The sequence below is a fragment of the Chromatium okenii genome (assembly GCF_002958735.1).
Lineage (GTDB): Bacteria > Pseudomonadota > Gammaproteobacteria > Chromatiales > Chromatiaceae > Chromatium > Chromatium okenii_A.
The window spans coordinates 920390-936440 of record NZ_PPGH01000037.1 but is presented as its reverse complement, the minus strand read 5'-3'; the positions used below and the strand labels follow the sequence as shown (position 1 = coordinate 936440).

At 46.4% G+C, this 16051-nt stretch carries 24 protein-coding genes and 1 tRNA gene; 10 read left to right on the top strand and 15 right to left on the bottom strand.

From position 1 onward, the window contains the following. Nucleotides 1-32: 32 nt before the first annotated feature. The 6 genes from CXB77_RS22475 to CXB77_RS16350 all read right to left on the bottom strand — a co-directional run bounded on the left by CXB77_RS22475 (nt 33) and on the right by CXB77_RS16350 (nt 2543). Nucleotides 33-230: a hypothetical protein gene (locus CXB77_RS22475; RefSeq protein WP_242445791.1), complete on the bottom strand. Its 198-nt coding sequence runs from the start codon at nt 228-230 to the stop codon at nt 33-35. Continuing rightward, a complete protein-coding gene (locus CXB77_RS22470; protein WP_242445790.1) occupies nt 218-703 on the bottom strand; it encodes a DUF7088 domain-containing protein in 486 nt (161 codons plus the stop codon). The genes CXB77_RS22475 and CXB77_RS22470 overlap by 13 nt, the downstream gene beginning before the upstream one ends. Next, nucleotides 703-1128: a hypothetical protein gene (locus CXB77_RS22465; protein ID WP_242445789.1), complete on the bottom strand. Its 426-nt coding sequence runs from the start codon at nt 1126-1128 to the stop codon at nt 703-705. The genes CXB77_RS22470 and CXB77_RS22465 overlap by 1 nt, the downstream gene beginning before the upstream one ends. After that, a complete protein-coding gene (locus tag CXB77_RS22460) occupies nt 1125-1436 on the bottom strand; it encodes a hypothetical protein (RefSeq protein WP_242445788.1) in 312 nt (103 codons plus the stop codon). Before CXB77_RS22460 ends, CXB77_RS22465 begins: the two co-directional genes overlap by 4 nt. Beyond that, nucleotides 1433-2350, bottom strand: a complete 918-nt coding sequence (locus CXB77_RS16355; protein WP_105074799.1) for an ABC transporter ATP-binding protein — start codon at nt 2348-2350, stop codon at nt 1433-1435. Before CXB77_RS16355 ends, CXB77_RS22460 begins: the two co-directional genes overlap by 4 nt. A 117-nt stretch (nt 2351-2467) precedes the next feature. Then, nucleotides 2468-2543, bottom strand: a tRNA-Asn gene (locus CXB77_RS16350). Between the two features lie 129 nt (nt 2544-2672). Between CXB77_RS16350 and CXB77_RS16345 the strand changes: the two genes are divergently transcribed. Continuing rightward, nucleotides 2673-3548 (top strand): SDR family oxidoreductase, encoded by an 876-nt coding sequence (locus CXB77_RS16345; protein WP_105074668.1) that lies wholly within the window; start codon nt 2673-2675, stop codon nt 3546-3548. Here CXB77_RS16345 and CXB77_RS16340 read toward each other — a convergent pair. From CXB77_RS16340 to CXB77_RS16300, 9 genes are all read right to left on the bottom strand, one after another. Beyond that, a complete protein-coding gene (locus tag CXB77_RS16340; protein ID WP_105074667.1) occupies nt 3537-5324 on the bottom strand; it encodes an ABC transporter transmembrane domain-containing protein in 1788 nt (595 codons plus the stop codon). The genes CXB77_RS16345 and CXB77_RS16340 overlap by 12 nt on opposite strands. Before the next feature lie 349 nt (nt 5325-5673). After that, on the bottom strand, nt 5674-6552 hold the full coding sequence (locus tag CXB77_RS16335) for an ATP-binding protein (protein WP_242445787.1): 879 nt from the start codon (nt 6550-6552) through the stop codon (nt 5674-5676). Continuing rightward, on the bottom strand, nt 6549-7400 hold the full coding sequence (locus CXB77_RS16330; protein ID WP_105074666.1) for an ATP-binding protein: 852 nt from the start codon (nt 7398-7400) through the stop codon (nt 6549-6551). Before CXB77_RS16330 ends, CXB77_RS16335 begins: the two co-directional genes overlap by 4 nt. Nucleotides 7401-7419: 19 nt before the next feature. After that, a complete protein-coding gene (locus CXB77_RS16325) occupies nt 7420-7731 on the bottom strand; it encodes a NifB/NifX family molybdenum-iron cluster-binding protein (protein ID WP_105074665.1) in 312 nt (103 codons plus the stop codon). 68 nt (nt 7732-7799) lie between these two features. Next, the gene (locus tag CXB77_RS16320; RefSeq protein ID WP_347338165.1) at nt 7800-8171 is read right to left on the bottom strand and encodes a NifB/NifX family molybdenum-iron cluster-binding protein; all 372 of its coding nucleotides are present in this window, start codon (nt 8169-8171) and stop codon (nt 7800-7802) included. 42 nt (nt 8172-8213) lie between these two features. Then, nucleotides 8214-8516, bottom strand: a complete 303-nt coding sequence (locus CXB77_RS16315) for a DUF134 domain-containing protein (RefSeq protein WP_105074663.1) — start codon at nt 8514-8516, stop codon at nt 8214-8216. A 109-nt stretch (nt 8517-8625) separates the two neighbouring features. Beyond that, nucleotides 8626-9543, bottom strand: a complete 918-nt coding sequence (locus tag CXB77_RS16310) for a hypothetical protein (RefSeq protein WP_146108853.1) — start codon at nt 9541-9543, stop codon at nt 8626-8628. A gap of 51 nt (nt 9544-9594) precedes the next feature. Next, a complete protein-coding gene (locus tag CXB77_RS16305) occupies nt 9595-9987 on the bottom strand; it encodes a hypothetical protein (protein ID WP_105074661.1) in 393 nt (130 codons plus the stop codon). Then, a complete protein-coding gene (locus tag CXB77_RS16300) occupies nt 9962-11059 on the bottom strand; it encodes a vWA domain-containing protein (protein WP_105074660.1) in 1098 nt (365 codons plus the stop codon). Before CXB77_RS16300 ends, CXB77_RS16305 begins: the two co-directional genes overlap by 26 nt. A gap of 166 nt (nt 11060-11225) precedes the next feature. Between CXB77_RS16300 and CXB77_RS16295 the strand changes: the two genes are divergently transcribed. The 9 genes from CXB77_RS16295 (at nt 11226) to CXB77_RS16255 (ending at nt 16039) form a co-directional block, all read left to right on the top strand. Further along, entirely contained in the window at nt 11226-11819 is a 594-nt protein-coding gene (locus CXB77_RS16295; RefSeq protein WP_105074659.1) for a class I SAM-dependent methyltransferase, read from the top strand. Between the two features lie 8 nt (nt 11820-11827). Further along, nucleotides 11828-13108, top strand: a complete 1281-nt coding sequence (gene serS, locus CXB77_RS16290) for a serine--tRNA ligase (RefSeq protein WP_105074658.1) — start codon at nt 11828-11830, stop codon at nt 13106-13108. Nucleotides 13109-13193: 85 nt separating this feature from the next. Further along, a complete protein-coding gene (locus tag CXB77_RS16285) occupies nt 13194-13451 on the top strand; it encodes a regulator (RefSeq protein WP_105074657.1) in 258 nt (85 codons plus the stop codon). A 143-nt stretch (nt 13452-13594) separates the two neighbouring features. Beyond that, entirely contained in the window at nt 13595-14689 is a 1095-nt protein-coding gene (locus CXB77_RS16280) for a GGDEF domain-containing protein (protein WP_105074656.1), read from the top strand. Between the two features lie 104 nt (nt 14690-14793). Beyond that, nucleotides 14794-14961: a hypothetical protein gene (locus CXB77_RS16275; RefSeq protein ID WP_197711085.1), complete on the top strand. Its 168-nt coding sequence runs from the start codon at nt 14794-14796 to the stop codon at nt 14959-14961. 83 nt (nt 14962-15044) lie between these two features. Beyond that, nucleotides 15045-15239 carry a type II toxin-antitoxin system HicA family toxin gene (locus CXB77_RS16270; RefSeq protein WP_105074655.1) on the top strand — a complete coding sequence of 65 codons (195 nt, stop codon included), beginning with the start codon at nt 15045-15047 and terminating at the stop codon, nt 15237-15239. Beyond that, entirely contained in the window at nt 15236-15475 is a 240-nt protein-coding gene (locus tag CXB77_RS16265; RefSeq protein WP_105074654.1) for a hypothetical protein, read from the top strand. Before CXB77_RS16270 ends, CXB77_RS16265 begins: the two co-directional genes overlap by 4 nt. Before the next feature lie 103 nt (nt 15476-15578). Next, a complete protein-coding gene (locus CXB77_RS16260; protein WP_105074653.1) occupies nt 15579-15782 on the top strand; it encodes a hypothetical protein in 204 nt (67 codons plus the stop codon). Further along, nucleotides 15779-16039 carry a type II toxin-antitoxin system RelE family toxin gene (locus tag CXB77_RS16255; protein WP_105074652.1) on the top strand — a complete coding sequence of 87 codons (261 nt, stop codon included), beginning with the start codon at nt 15779-15781 and terminating at the stop codon, nt 16037-16039. The genes CXB77_RS16260 and CXB77_RS16255 overlap by 4 nt, the downstream gene beginning before the upstream one ends. Nucleotides 16040-16051: the final 12 nt, after the last annotated feature.

The following is a 16051-nucleotide window of genomic DNA, read 5'->3' as shown; positions in this document are numbered from 1 at the left end:
CGCGATCTAAATAGCGCGTCAGGCTTTCTACTTCATTCGGAAAAAAAGCTGATTTGCGGTGTTGATAATATGACCAAACGCGTATTATCTGGAATCGTTTTTAAGCGCGTTAAATCGAGTGAACGGGCTAAATAACCCTGCGCTTTTAATTCGCGCCCAAAACGTCCTAAATCAATTGGCGTATTGCTGTTAATTGCCCGTTCACCGTGACCTTCAATCACGCTACCCATGGTGTGCGCGTTTCTGTCAACCGCGAAATTGCCGCACTAATCGCCCGTTCACTAATATCACTGAGCGTTTCCCGCCGTCCGCGATATTCCAATAAAAGCTGTCCAATCAACGATACTTCAGCATCGCGTGCCTGTTCTGGGAAACGTTGCGGATCGACATAATTGATTTCTAACGTCGGCAACGCCCGCTGATACCGAGCGAGAAAACGTTTAATGCGCAGACCAAGTGGATTATCAGCCGCTGCAAAAACGGTAATACGCAGCGGCGCATCTAATCGTTTAATAATCGCTAAACTTTCATGCGTGAGGCTATTGCTGGCGGTTTGCGTCCAATCCCAAGCGCGATCATGTCGCGCTGCCAGCCAGCCTGCGCAAATTACCGTTGCCAATAGCAAAGTAACAAAGATTGCATCTGCTAATGGTCGTTCTAAACGATGGAATTGTTTCCACACTTGCGGAATGATGCGGCTCATTACAAACGCCGATTGACCAAGCGACGCTGGGTCAATAATAAAAAGAAGAGAGTAAATAATAGAAAATATGCAAGATCGCTCATGCGCACCGTGCCGAGTAGAAACCAAAAAAGATGTTCATTCCATGACAGCCAGCCGAATAAAGATAGCGTTTTTATGGTCAGGATTTCAGCGCGACCAATAATTGAAAAAATTAGCAAAATCGCAAAGGCTATCAATACGGCAGCGCCGGGTTGCGCAGTCAAACTAGAAGCATACAATCCAATGGCAGCAAATAATAATGTTGCTAAACATAATCCCAACGTTGCTGCGGCAATTTGCCATAAATCCAATTCTGCGCTGCCGATTAACATCAGTGCATTTATTGCAGGTAATAAACACAGCGGCAGAATTAACAGCATTAAGCCGATAAATTTGCCAATCACGACCGATCCGAATCGTACGGCGCAGCGGCAATTAAATCAAAGCTGCCATCGCGGAATTCACTGCTGAACATGCGCATTGCCAATATCGGCGCAGTGAGCATGGTAATAACGGCGGCAAATCCAAATAGATTGAGCGTCAATTCTTGCGTCAAACTCACTTGCCGAGCCGCAGCGTCTAAACCGCTAAAACGTTCAATCACTTGCAAAAAAATCCACGCCAGCACAAGTTGTCCCGTGCCGAATAGAATCCACGGTAACGGGGTGACTAATCCGCTGCGAATTTCGCGCCCAGCGAATACGCCGATCATCGTCCTTCCTCTACGCCAATCAGATCAAAAAAGGCGCGTTCTAAATCGGTGCGTTCTGGAATTAATTCGCGCAAGTGCAATCCTGCATTCATAATTTGCTGCGCTAATTGTGCGGAATCTGTGCCATCTTCAAGTAATACGCGATAGCGATCTTCACCAATAGCAACTGCGCCAGTAATGCACGGTAAGGCAGTTAATTTGAGTAATGTTGAACCAGTACCCAATTGCACACGCCAGCCATAAATAGGTTTGTCGTCATTCAGATAATCATTAAAACAAATGCGTCCTTGATGCAGAATAACGACGCGATCACAGACGGCTTGCACTTCGGGTAATAAATGGCTGGCTAAAATGATTCCGCTATCGCGTGCTAATTCACGAATCAATCCGCGCAGTGCTCGCATTTGCACGGGATCAAGTCCTTCAGTTGGTTCATCGAGAATTAATAAACGGGGCTGGTGCAAAATGGCTTGCGCAATACCGAGCCGTTGCCGAAAGCCTTTTGATAGTGCAGAAATCAAGCGTTTTCCGCTGTCTTCCAGTCCACAGCGTTGTTTTGCATCATCAATTGCAATGGTGATGCGCCGACGTGGCAGGCGATGCAGTCGAGCGCAAAAGCGCAGATATTCATCAACGCGCAATTCGGGAAGCAGCGGTGGGCGTTCGGGTAAATAACCGAGATGGCGTTTGGCTCGCAGCGGATGTTTCGCAAGATTAATGCCTTGGATTTCAATTTGTCCGTAATTCGGCGTCAATAGTCCGCTCATCAGGCGCAGACAGGTGGTTTTGCCTGCGCCGTTGGGACCGAGCAAACCTAAGACTTCGCCGCGTTCCAGCGACAAGTTGACCTCCGATAACACCGGATGGTTGCCAAATGAGTGGCTGAGATTGGTAACGCGCAGGAGTGTTTGCATAATCCGAAAAGATAACCTGTCAACGCTTGCTTGCCAACGCAGCGGCGTGGTCATTCAATTGAAGCACTTTAGACAATAAAAAAGGGTTAGCTCGTAAAGCTAACCCTTTCTTAAATTTGGCTCCCTGGGACGGGCTCGAACCGCCGACCTAGTGATTAACAGTCACCCGCTCTACCGACTGAGCTACCAGGGAATGTTGCGAGGCGCGAATACTAAAGATTGTGACGGGCAGCGTCAAGGCGCTTTGCTCGCATCGCTTGCAATCTTCGTTCTCGCCGCTGATCGTTAACGCCAATTCAAAGCAAACCCGGAACGAAAAACCATGACCAACAACATCATTATCGGCTGCGGCGAAGTGGGCTCGCGCTTGGCACAACAACTGCGCGAGCGCGGCGAACCCGTGCAAGGCGTGGTGCGCAGCGCGGCAAGTGTGGCGCGACTGGCGGCAGCGGAAATTCCCAGTATTCAACATGATTTGCTGACTGATGACGCGCCAGCACCAGCGTTGATCACGACCGGAACGCATCTTTTTCACTTCGCGCCGCCGCCAGAATCGGGCGTGATTGATTTGCACACGCAAAATTTGCTGCAACTGTTCACTCGCACCGGCCAGCCGCAGCGCATCGTTTACATCAGCACCACCGGCGTTTACGGTGATTGTCAGGGCGCGTGGATCGACGAAACCCATCCGGTGCAGCCGCAAGCTGATCGGTCGCGCCGCCGCTGGGATGCCGAACAACGGTTGCAGCAGTGGCGCGAAACTACTGGCGGCGAAGTGGTCATTTTGCGCGTGGCGGGAATTTACGATCCACAACGATTGCCGCTGGCGCGGTTGCAGCAAAGCATTCCGCTAGTGCGAGCGGAAGAAGCGCCCTACACCAATCGGATTCATGTTGATGATTTGGTGACTGTTTGTCTTGCCGCCATGGAGCGCGGCGTGAATGGCGCGGTGTACAACGTTTGCGACGGTCATCCCAGCACCATGACCGATTATTTTCTCGCGGTTGCCGATGCAGCGGGTTTGCCGCACCCGCCGCTGTTGCCGTTGAGCGAGGCAATGGAACAACTTTCGGCGGGGATGCGTTCGTACATGGCGGAATCGCGGCGGCTGTCCAATCGCAAACTGCGCGAAGAACTCGGCGTTGAATTGCGTTATCCCAATCTCGCCGCCGGATTGCGCGAGATTTCAGTCGGTTGACGATTGAAATTGCAGCGTCGCCAGCCGCGCATACAACCCGCCTTCCGCCATCAATTCCTCGTGACGACCGGCAGCGACAATTCGCCCTTGATCGAGCACCAGAATCCGGTCGGCGTTGCGCACCGTTGCCAGCCGATGCGCAATCACGATGCTGGTGCGCCCCTGCATCAACGTTTCCAACGCTTCCTGCACCAGCCGCTCACTTTCGGCGTCCAGCGCACTGGTCGCCTCGTCCAGCAGCAGCAAACGCGGATTGCGCAAAATGGTTCGCGCAATCGCAATGCGCTGGCGCTCGCCGCCGGACAACCGCACGCCGCGCTCGCCGAGATAGGTGTCAAAGCCCTGCGGCAGCCGTTCAATAAATTCCAACGCATGAGCAGCTTCGGCAGCTCGCCGCACATCGGCATCGCTGGCGGATTCCATGCCGTAACGAATGTTTTCCCACGCATTCGCTCCGAAAATCACCGGGTCTTGTGGCACCAGCGACAATTGCTGCCGCAATTCGTGTGGATCAAGTTGGCGAATATCGACGCCATCAAACCGAATCGCGCCCGCGCTCGGATCGTAAAACCGCAGCAGCAGTTGAAATAACGTGGTTTTTCCTGCGCCGGACGGCCCGACCAGCGCCAGCCGTTCGCCCGGCGCAACGGTCAACGTTAAATCGCTCAACGCCAGCGCATCGGGTCGCGCCGGATAAATGAACCGCACTGCATCAAACGCAATTTGTCCGCGTGGCGGTGACGGCAGCGTTAACGGCTGGGACGGCGGCAGAATAGCCGGTTGAATTTCGAGCAGCTCCATCAGGCGCTCGCTCGCGCCAGCGCCGCGCAGCAATTGCCCAATCAATTCGCTCAATGAACCAACTGCGCCAGCGACCACGACCGCATAAAATAGAAACGCGGAAAGTTCGCCGCCGCTCAACGCGCCGGTGAGCACCTGATGCCCGCCGATCCACAGCACCACGCCAATTGCGCCAAACGTCAGCATCGTCGCTGCGCCTGACAGCACGGCGCTGGTGAGCGACCGACTGAGCGCCACGTCAAATGCCGATTCAACTTGATCGCTGTAATGCGCCCGATCCACTGGCTCGTGACAAAACGCTTGCACGGTGCGAATGCCGTGAATCACCTCGTCCACATACGCGCCCACATCAGCGATCCGGTCTTGACTGGAACGCGACAATTTGCGCACTCGTCGCCCCAGCAACCACGTCGGCCCAATCACAAACGGAATGCCAATCAACACCAAACCGGTTAAGCCCGGACTGGTGAACGCCAGCATGACCAATCCGCCGAGCACCAACATCGACGTGCGCAATGCCATCGCCAGCGTCGAACCGACCACGACTTGCAGCAGCGCGGTATCGCTGGTCAACCGCGAAATCACTTCACCAGCGCGAGTGACCTCGAAAAAACCGACATCCAGCGCCAACACCTGATTAAACACGGCTTTACGAATGTCAGCGACGACGCGCTCGCCGATCCAATTGAGCAAATATGAGCGCACCGTCACTGCGCCCGCCATCAGCACCACGACGGTTAAAAATAGCAGCAGCGAATGGTTGAGCGCCGTCGCCGAACCCGTGCTCAAACCCGAATCGACCACGACGCGAATCACTTGCCCGAACGCGAGCACTGCGCCAGCCGCGATGAGCAACGCCACCACCGCCACCGCCATTTGTCGAAAATAAGGTCGCGTAAACCGCAACAGGTGCATGAGTGGGCCGAGTTTGCGGGTCGCAGGGCGGTTAATCGCATCGGTGGAATTTTGGCGCATTAGTCAATCTCGTGATAAATGATAGATGCTGAGATTCCGCGATTGCGCGGAAACACGCAACATAAGGGCAGCGAGATTCATCGGCAATTGCTTGAATCTTGTTGATGCAGACCATCGTGGTAACGGATTGAAATTAAAAACGATGGACGTGAATTAAAACTATGGCGAGGCAGAAAAAGATGTGTGATTGTCTTGTCGTTCATAGGCAGGTATTGAATCGCAATATAAAAGCGATCAATCCGAACAAAATAGCGCCATAATCAATAAAATAAACACCTCATCACTGTTTGTAAAAAGCATAAACACTGATGAATAAATTATTGATTGTGGCGCTGTCAAAAGTGTATTGCTAATTTATCAATCGCGCCTGTACTGTTTCCCATAATTGCCGCACTGCGCTTGTCACTGCGCCGCAATCAATATCAATCACGCTGCGCCGCGCTACCAATGCCCGATTGACTGCTTGATCAAATGGAATTTGTCCAACTACAGTAATCGCGTTATTTGTGCACCATTCGTGCAATTGCGCGGTATTGTCAGAATTAATATCATATTTATTGATGCACACCATCAGCGGAATACGAAAGTGAGTGCATAATCCCGCCACGCGCTGCAAATCGTGAATGCCCGATAACGTTGGCTCCGTCACTGCAAGTACTTGATTAACACCAGTAATTGCTGCCGTCACCGGACAACCAATTCCCGGTGGTCCATCATTAATGATTAACGCAGCGCCTTCTTCAGTCGCCAATTGTCGCGCCTCGCGTCGCACCAGCGTCACCAGTTTTCCACTGTTATCTTCGCCAATTCCCAGCCGCGCATGAACCAACGTTCCGTGTGCAGTGTCAGAAATAAACCACTCTCCGCTCACTGTATCTTTTAGTTGAATTGCTCCGCTCGGACAGACGCGAGCGCACAAGGCGCAGTGCTCACACGCCAGCGCATCAATCACATAAGTGCTCGCATCATGGCTGATTGCATCAAATCGACACCATGTTTCACATTCACCACAGTTAATACAGCGTTCAGGATCAATGCGCGGTGTGCGCATTGCAGTAAAATCTTCGCGCTGGCGGATTTGTGGATTTAACAACAGATGTAAATTTGCCGCATCCACGTCGCAATCGGTGACGATCTTATTGTTGGCGAGTGCCGCAAATGCCGCACTGACCGTCGTTTTGCCAGTGCCGCCTTTACCGCTGATGATAGTGAGCTCTTTCAAAATCATGCGCTTATCACCTGTTTTTCAATCGCTTGCCATAAAGTTTGAAACCGCTCGCGCCACGCTGGTTGTGCCGTCACCCAGGGTATTCCACGTGAATACGCCTCTGCTAATGCCCGTTCATACGGAATCGACAGCAGCACTGGAATTCCTTGCTCGTGGCAATAATCCAACACTGTATGATCGCCGACATCACAGCGATTGAGCACCAATCCACAGGGAACGCCTAATGCTCGCGTCACACCAACAGCCAGCTCTAAGTCATTGAGACCAAAGGGGGTTGGCTCTGTTACCAGCAAACAATAATCTGCACCTCGCACGGTTTCCACCATCGCACAGGCTGTCCCCGGCGGTGCATCAAGGATACGATGTTGGAGAGGAAGTGCTTGTTCACGCACAGCTTTAATGACAGGAACTGCGCTGCTTTCGCCGATATTCAGCAGCCCTTGCACTGTTGGTAGCTTTTCTGCAACACCAATACTTACCGTACCGATGTCGCGCTCGATTTCAGTAATCGCGCCACTGATTGGACAGACATAACTACACGCGCCGCAGGAATGACACAGATCAGCAAAAACTAAAACGCGCTGTTTAGTGACAGCTAAAGCGTTGAATTCACAAGCTTTAGCGCAATCACCGCAGACTGTGCACAACTCGTCGTCAATCTGTGGCAGCAACACCCGCACCGCAACGGTAGTCAGTGTTTTTGGGTGCAAAAACAAGTGTCCATTGGGTGCTTCCACGTCGCAGTCGAGATATTGAACATTTGGCACCGCCAGCGCCAAATTGACTGCAATCGTGGTTTTACCAGTGCCGCCCTTGCCGCTGGCGATGGCGATGGTGAGCGGTTTCATCCGTGTTCTCCGTTATAAATCAATGAGCAAGCTGCGCCAGCACTTCGCGCACAGTCCCAGTTATCCCTTCAACGATGCGAATGTTTTCAGTGTTGAGCACTGCCGAGGCTTTTGGACCACAGTGTCCAGTTAACAACACTGTGGCGTTTTGATTGAGTACCCATTGCGCCGTTTGAGTCCCTGCGCCGCCGCGTGCATCCTGAAATGGATTAGCGGTTGCATTAAAAGTGTTGGAGTCAGTATCAAATAATGCCAAATAAGCGCAGCGTCCAAACTTGGGATCAATTGCGGAATCTAAATCCAAACCGCTCGAAGTGATGACAACTTTCATTGGAAATTCTCAATAGTAAAGAATGAAAAAATTAGCACGAGCGTGATCATCTCGTGCTAAAAAGTGATTTAGCAATGATGCCCATGATCATGATTGCATTCCACTACGCCAGATAATTGCCCGGCGAGATATGCGTTCAACGCATCGCCAACTTTAGGATGTGCTGCGCTGGCAACTTCAATTCCAAGTTGTTGAAAAAACTCAATTGCTCGCCCGCCCATACCGCCTGCAAGCACCACATCCGCACCCAGCGTTTTTACGAATTGCGGAATCTGCCCTGGCTGATGGTTTTCAGCATAGGGATTGGGTTCTACGGTTACAGAAATCACCTGATGATTAGCATCAATTTCTGCTACTGCAAAAAAAGGGCAGTGTCCAAAATGTTGCGCCAATTGACCATTTAAACCCTGGTTATCATTAGCGGTAATTACGATTTTCATCATCTCACTCCGATTTTTAATGTGCGTGTAAATAAGGTGTTTTTAATCAACAGCTGTCGTTAATTCGGTCTTAATAAGCACCAATCGCTTACCATTCAGCAACGCATCGACCACTTTATGCCGCGCTGTCACTAAAGTCCGCGATAATGTGGTGCGTGAAATCCCCATCCGCTGGGCGCTCTCTTCCTGATATAACCCCTCAAAATCCATTAACCGGAGTGCCTCCAATTCGTCATTGCGCAGCGCCACTGTTTCCAGTGTTTGTCCTCGCTGTCCACACGGCTTAAAACACAAAACGCCCGGATCAAATCCGATACAGCGAGTGCGCCGTTGTTTGCTTAACACGGGAATGACCTACAAAGTTTGTGTAGAGAATAGAACGAATTAAAGCGCACATATGTGCGCTTGTGCATTGTGAAATGTCAATCGAGGGAAAATTAAATTACGCCAAACTTTAGTGTATTGTCGTTTCAAACAGTTTAGTATATTCGTTACGTAACGTTTTGTAGTTACGATTTAAGCGTGTAACTAAACGATTATTACTTTCTTGCTGTTCAAGCAATAATCTATTTTCCTCCACTAAACTACTTTCTTTAATTAATAATTTTTGAATTGATTTGCGATAATTAGTAACTGTTACTTGTAAATTGTGAATATACACCTCCAGCATTTCGTGTTCTTTAACAAGAGATTTATAATTACGTTCTTTAACTGCAATTGTTCGCATAAATACCGCATTCATTTGCTCATAAGCATCAAACTTTTCTAATAGTTCGCTGGTTTTTTCTGATTGAATGATGGAGCGGAGCTCTTGATTAACAAGTTGCAAATTTTGAAACTTTACTTTCATTTCATCTGTTGCTTCCTGATTGTTCAAAATCGCAGAATTTGCAGCTTGATAATGTGACATCAAATCAGTGATAGCCGAGTCTAGGCTTTCTGCTGATAATTCATCCTCCACTACTTCTTTTTCAGGTGCATAGACATCAGTATCGGTATTTTTTAGTGTGATAGAGTTTGATTGGCTATTTGCCTGAGTTGTTTGTGTCAAATTCTCAAAATAGCGCTCCATCTGATGAATAATTTCATTCCATGAATCTATCTGGTTAACTTGATGTTTTTTGAACGGCATTCCAATTGCCTTTAACAACAAAACATGTACATCATTTAGTTCAGGTCGTGTTGCAGGCAATTCGTGAATTCTAATAATTTCTGCCTTAAACTGTTCTACGATGCTGTTATCGATTTGTACTTGTCGTTTTTGCAAACGATACATTTTCCACCAATTGAAACCAAAAAACATAGTTGCAAGTAGACTAACAATCAGTGCCTCAAGGAGACCGTAGATTGAAAAGTAGTAGATTAGGCTCATAGTGAGAATATGATACGTTGTTGAATATGCTGTGAACGTCAAATTAGCTTGCTATAAATCGTTAAAATTATCATCAACTTTAACCTGTCGATGCTTTCGCCACCACCAAATACCTGCCACAATACCGATGATAGAAAAAATCACTAAATTCGTAAGTGCTAATACCAATAGAGCTGAACGTTTAGTCGCCTGTTCTTTAATAGGATCCAAAGTTGGCGGTGTTTCTATCACTGCTGGCTCAGAAGTATAACCGTTCATTGCTGGTGGAGGCACTGCAAAATGTGCATGATTGGCATCAATTAACGTGATGAATCGAGTCTTTTGGCGTTGAAAATCAGAACCATTTGCAATAACCTGAACTTCAAATGCGCCAGGATGAGGTGCTTTAAGAATGCCACGTTGATCCTGAGCTAATAAGTCAACAGAACTTGGCTTTAAAATCAAGCTGTTGTATGGTAGTCTCTGTGTTATCAAAGACTATCGCAGAAAAACTTATGTTTTTAATAACTTCAGGATTAATTGGCAACCCGTGATATGTTAGCTTTGCAGCAATAATTACTTCATCACTGAATCGCGCTAGCGTTGGTAATTTAATTTGTAAATCAAGATCACTGTCAATATAAGCTCTTTTATTATCATTGTCTGTTTTAACTTTCCAAGTGCCGATTTCTGGCTTTTGAATTGTAACATGATCAAAATAAGGTGTTCTTTTCCACTCTACTCCGAGTTCTTTATCAGCAGCACCAAAACGATGACCACTTGGGTTTGTCAGTTCTACCAAGCCGTTATTAGCGTCACGTTTGACTAAGAGTTTTAATGCGTCAACCTTTGCGTCAACTTTAACTTCATTGTTAACAATTGGTGCACTCAGTGATTGATCGGTTTGCTCAAATAATCGTACAAAAGCATCATAAATATCAGAGGGTTTTTCAGCACGAAATGCCAGACCACCTGTTGCATCAGCAATTTGGCTTAAAAAATTAAGATCGGCTTCAGGTGAAAAAGCAACACCAAGAATACGAATACCGGCAGACTGAAATTTAGGCACTACTTCATTAAAAATAGCCTGCTGCGCAGCTTGATTTGCTTCTTCACTACCGAGGTTGAGTTGTCCATCGGAAAATAGCACCATCACACGTTTCTTGGGCGTTGTTTGTGGCGATTGATCTTGATACATCTGATAAGCTACGCGCAGCGCCGATTCAAAGTTGGTACGAATACCGCTCATTTGCAACGCTTCAAGCGAAGAACTAAGCTGTTGTCGTGTGTTTGGAACGGTTAGCGGCGTTAATGGCAACAGGCATTCACTGCTTTGAGCGAAGGTTGTCAATGCGAGTTGATCGTTACTGTCAAGAAGTTCAGTAAATAGTTCTGCACCCTTGATACTTTCGCGGTCTGGATCATTACCTTTCATGCTGAGGGAGCGATCCATCGTTAAAACTACATCTACTGCACTCACTGAAAGGCTTGTCAAGCTAACAAGCGTTATAAAAACAAAGATTAATATGCGATTCATCGTTAAAATCCTGAGATGTTATTAGAGACGTAACAGCATGAAAGTTTTATTTTCAATTTAATCAATGCGATATTTAAGCAAAAATAACTATAGCTGCTAACCATAACAAACGCTGCGTACTGTAGCAAAATAGCACGATGATTAAATCACACCTAAGGAGTTATCAATGCCAAGAGTTAATAATGAAGCATTTTACCGTAGTGCGCTAGATCAATATGGTGAAACTGCTGAGGGCGTACACTGGAATTCAGCGGAAACACAAGAATTGCGATTTGAGATTATGCGTCAATTGTTGCCAACTGATCTTTCTCGGTTAACATTGGTTGATGCTGGCTGTGGTTTTGGTGATCTCTACTGTTATCTGAAGCAACGCAGCGAATTACCGCAGCGTTATATTGGTCTTGATGTGATGGAGCCAATGGCTGCAACAGCGCGAATTCGTACTGGTTGCGAGATTTTAATCTGTGATGTATTACATGATTCGATACCAGAAGCAGATTATTATATTTGCAGTGGCGCAATGAATACCTTTACCCGTGATGAAACTGTACAGTTTATTAAAAATTGTTTTGCGGCGTCGCGTTGTGGTTTTATCTTTAATCTACTTAAAGGTAAAAATACCTCTTTCACCTACAACTTTTATTTGCCGCAAGATATTATTAGAATTGCGCAGACGCTTGATGCCAAGTGTCATATTCAAGAAGATTATATGATTGATGATTTTACCGCGATCTTTACAAAAAACCTGAATAAAGAATAGGAATTGGTATGTTGGATCCAAAATGGTTGCGCAATGATTTAAATCAGGTCGCAGCACAATTAGCGCGGCGTGGTTTGGTATTAGATCAAACGCGATTTATTGCTCTCGAAACGGAGCGAAAGGGTTTACAAATTGCAGTGCAGGAACTGCAAAATCAACGCAATACCCGCTCGAAGATAATTGGTCAAGCTAAAGCCTCTGGTATGGATATTGCCGCTTTGCTGGCAGAAGTGGCGGAGTTTAGCGAGCAACTCAAAGCGGCGGATACACGATTAAATGAGATTCAACAAGAAGTTAACGCGATTAGTCTGAATTTGCCCAATCTGCCAGATGCTAGTGTACCAGACGGTCGCAGCGAGGCAGATAACCGTGAAGAGCGGCGCTGGGGCGAAATTCCAACATTTGCTTTTTCACCACTTGATCACGTTGATCTCGGTGTAGGCAATGGAAGTATGGATTTTGATGCTGCTGCAAAGGTTACGGGGTCGCGTTTTGTGGTGTTAACCGGAACACTGGCACGGCTACATCGGGCGTTGATTCAGTTCATGCTCGACATTCATACCACTGAACATGGTTATACTGAGACATATGTACCTTATTTGGTCAATGCCGACAGTCTACAAGGTACTGGGCAATTACCCAAATTTGAGGCGGAATTGTTTCGAGTTTCCGGCGATAAGCCTTTGTATTTGATACCAACGGCTGAAGTGCCAGTGACAAATTTGGCACGAGATACGATTGTTGACGCCGCGCTGTTGCCGCGCAAATGGGTTGCGCATACGCCCTGTTTTCGCAGCGAGGCGGGGTCTTATGGCAAAGATACTCGCGGGATGATTCGCCAGCATCAGTTTGAAAAGGTTGAATTAGTGCAACTGGTGCGCCCAGAAGAATCAATGGCGGCACTGGAAACGCTGACCGGTCATGCTGAGGCAATTTTACAACGGTTGGGTTTGGCCTATCGCGTGGTGACGCTGTGCGCTGGTGATCTGGGATTTTCTTCGCGCAAAACCTATGATTTGGAAGTCTGGCTACCTGGTCAGCAGGCATACCGTGAGATTTCTTCGTGCAGCAACTTCGGCGATTTTCAGGCTCGGCGTTTGCAAGCTCGCTGGCGCAATCCTGAAAGTGGTAAACCGGAACTTCTCCACACACTTAATGGCTCCGGCTTGGCGGTTGGTCGCACTTTAGTTGCAGTGTTGGAAAATTACCAACAAGCCGACGGCGATGTCTTGATTCCCGAAGCCTTGCGCCCGTACATGGGCGGACGTGAGCGACTCTGGTCCGCCTAATGACACACAAAAACTTGCCTGTCTTGATCCGCATGACAGAGCACTTAAACTTCTCAAGTGGCTATTTTATTTGGAGTTATTGCTTATGCCAACTTACGATTATCGCTGTGAAATCAATGATCGCGTGGTCGAAGTCTCGCACCGAATGCGCGACACGCTGACGACTTGGGGCGAATTGTGCGCCTGCGCGGGTTTAGAGCCTGGTGACACCTCTGTGGATGCGCCAGTGCATCGTTTAGCCACTGGCGGCAATGTGATTTCTAGTCATCACCTTGGTAGCGGCAATGCACCAAGTTGCGCAACGGGTTCCTGTTGTGCTGGCGGAATGTGCGGTTTGAATTAACACGAATAACGTTTGAAACATCATCGTTTTAATTGCTAAATTAAATTATTCAATAGAATTTAGAAGATTAAAACGGTGATGTGCTGGTTAGCATTATCGCGCTTATAATGATTAAAAACTGATGTTTTTAGAGGAATTTTGTGATGATGCAAGATCGGCGTAGCAACTGTGGATTCACCAGCAAACTATCAACTTTGAAAATTGTCGATTCGCTTGCAGAAATCACCCGTTATAAAGACCGTGAACTATTAGAACGCAGCCTTGCTGTCACCTTATCAGAATTATTTTTGAGTGATGAATTTCGTTTTTATCGCATTACTACAGTTGATGTTGATGGCATAATAGAATTAAGACTTTCGCTATTGACTTATGCAAATCAAGGCGTTGTCATCTCTGAGCATCAAATACACGAGCATGAGCTGCCACCGTGGTTACTTGAATTAGTCACTCAAGCCGTCGAAACTCAAGCGTTAGTTGAAAGACATGATCCAGAAAATGCTGCAACCCATATTCTTTACCCTGTTTATACAAAACATGATGATATTTATGGGATGCTCCTGCATAAAAGTAAACAAGCGAGTTTTGAATCTCGTCGTTTGATTTATGGTCTATTGCGGATTTATTCTAACTATCTTTCTTTACTTGAGGAAAGCCACCGCGACACGCTTACCAATCTCTTAAATCGTGAAATTCTCGATAGTGAAATCACTAAAATCATTGTGAGTAATGCGCAATATCACGATTATGCAGCAGCAAAACGTCGTCGCACTCTTGACGGTTCTCATGCGTGGTTGTGTTTGCTTGATGTGGATCATTTCAAGCGAATCAATGACGAATGGGGACATCTTTACGGCGATGAAGTTTTGATTTTACTGGCTCGCCAGCTTGAAAACATTTTCCGTAAAGAAGATTTATTATTTCGTTATGGTGGTGAAGAATTTGTCGCGTTATTTCGCACTTTTTCGTGTGAGGATGCGCAAATGGTTTGTGAACGCACCCGCAATACCATTGCTCAGTATTCTTTTCCGGGTGTTGGGCGAGTCACAATTAGCATAGGCGTTGCAGAAATTACCCGCCAACCCGGTTCATCTATAGTGCTTGGTCAAGCCGATAAGGCGCTTTATTACGCCAAGGAACACGGACGTAATCAAAGTTGCTTTTACGATAACTTATTAGCGCAGGGTTTAATTGAACCACAAACCATAAACCAATCAAAAAGTTCGATTGATTTCTTTTAGTTAGCATCCTGATTAAAAGCCTCGCAATAAATCTGATAATGCCGCGCAAAAAGTGTTTCTAATTCATCTATGAAATTTCGTTCACAGCAACAAAGAGAAATAACATGACGCAATTACTTAAACAGGCATTTCAAGAGGCTTCTAAGCTCCCTGATATTCAGCAAAATATGATTGCAAGATGGCTATTGGATGAATTGTCAGTTGAAAAAAGTGGGATTTTTTGTTTGCTGAATCTGAAGATTTTTTATCAGGTTTCGCGGGTGAAGCTTTGAAAAAATATCAACCTTTGAATTTGAGTGATCTGTGATTTCACACACGACAAAATTATTGTAGGGCATCAGAATATAGAAAAATTATGCCTCGTAAAATTAGATCATTGTTACGCGATCTTGAAAAAGCAAGATTTAAAAATCGTGGTGGAAAAGGAAGCCACCGGAATTTTGAGCATGATTCTGGGTCTCGAATCACGATTTCCGGCAAGCTCAGTGACGATGCAAAACCTTATCAAGAGCGTGAAGTTAAACAAAAAATCGAAGAGACAACGCGATGAAAGATAGTACTAGATATTTAAAAATTGTCGAATGGTCGGATGAAGATCAATGCTTTGTTGGTCAATGCCCTGGTGTTATTGGTCCATGCTGTCACGGGAATGATGAAATAACTGTTTATACCGAACTTTGTACAATTGTTGATGAATGGTTAGCGTTATGGAAACAAGAGGGTAAACCATTGCCGCCACCAACGTGTGGTAAAGGTATTGCGCAAAAACTGACAGATGTTGCCTGACAAGTTGCTTGCGCTAAAAACAGTGGATAATTTGGTTCTCACAGTTTTTAGATTCCGAATAAAATACCACTAAAATCACAGCGGTTTAACTAGGTAACACTTGATGAACATACATGCTGAATATATTGTCGATGAAAACTTGAACAAGAAATCTGTCGTTATACCGTATTCTGAATGGCAAGAAATTATTGAAGAGATGGAAGAACTAGATGAAATCCGTGCTTATGACCGATCCAAACAAGAAGATGATAGCTTTATAGATTTTGATCAAGCGGTTGCGGAAATAAAAGCAGGAAAATTTGAGTGATTTACTCCATTCAAATAAAGAAATCAGCGCAAAAATCGTTGGCAAAAATATCTTGTTTAGATCAAGAAAAAATCATCATAGCAATACATGATTTAGGGAACGATCCCAGACCACTGGGATGTAAAAAACTATCTGGGAGAGATGCTTGGCGCATTAGAGTAGGCGATTATCGAGTAATTTATGAGATCAAAAATAGTGAACTGTTTATCGTCGTCATTCTTGTCGGACATCATAGTGATATCTATAAAAAGCACTGAAATATATTGTTT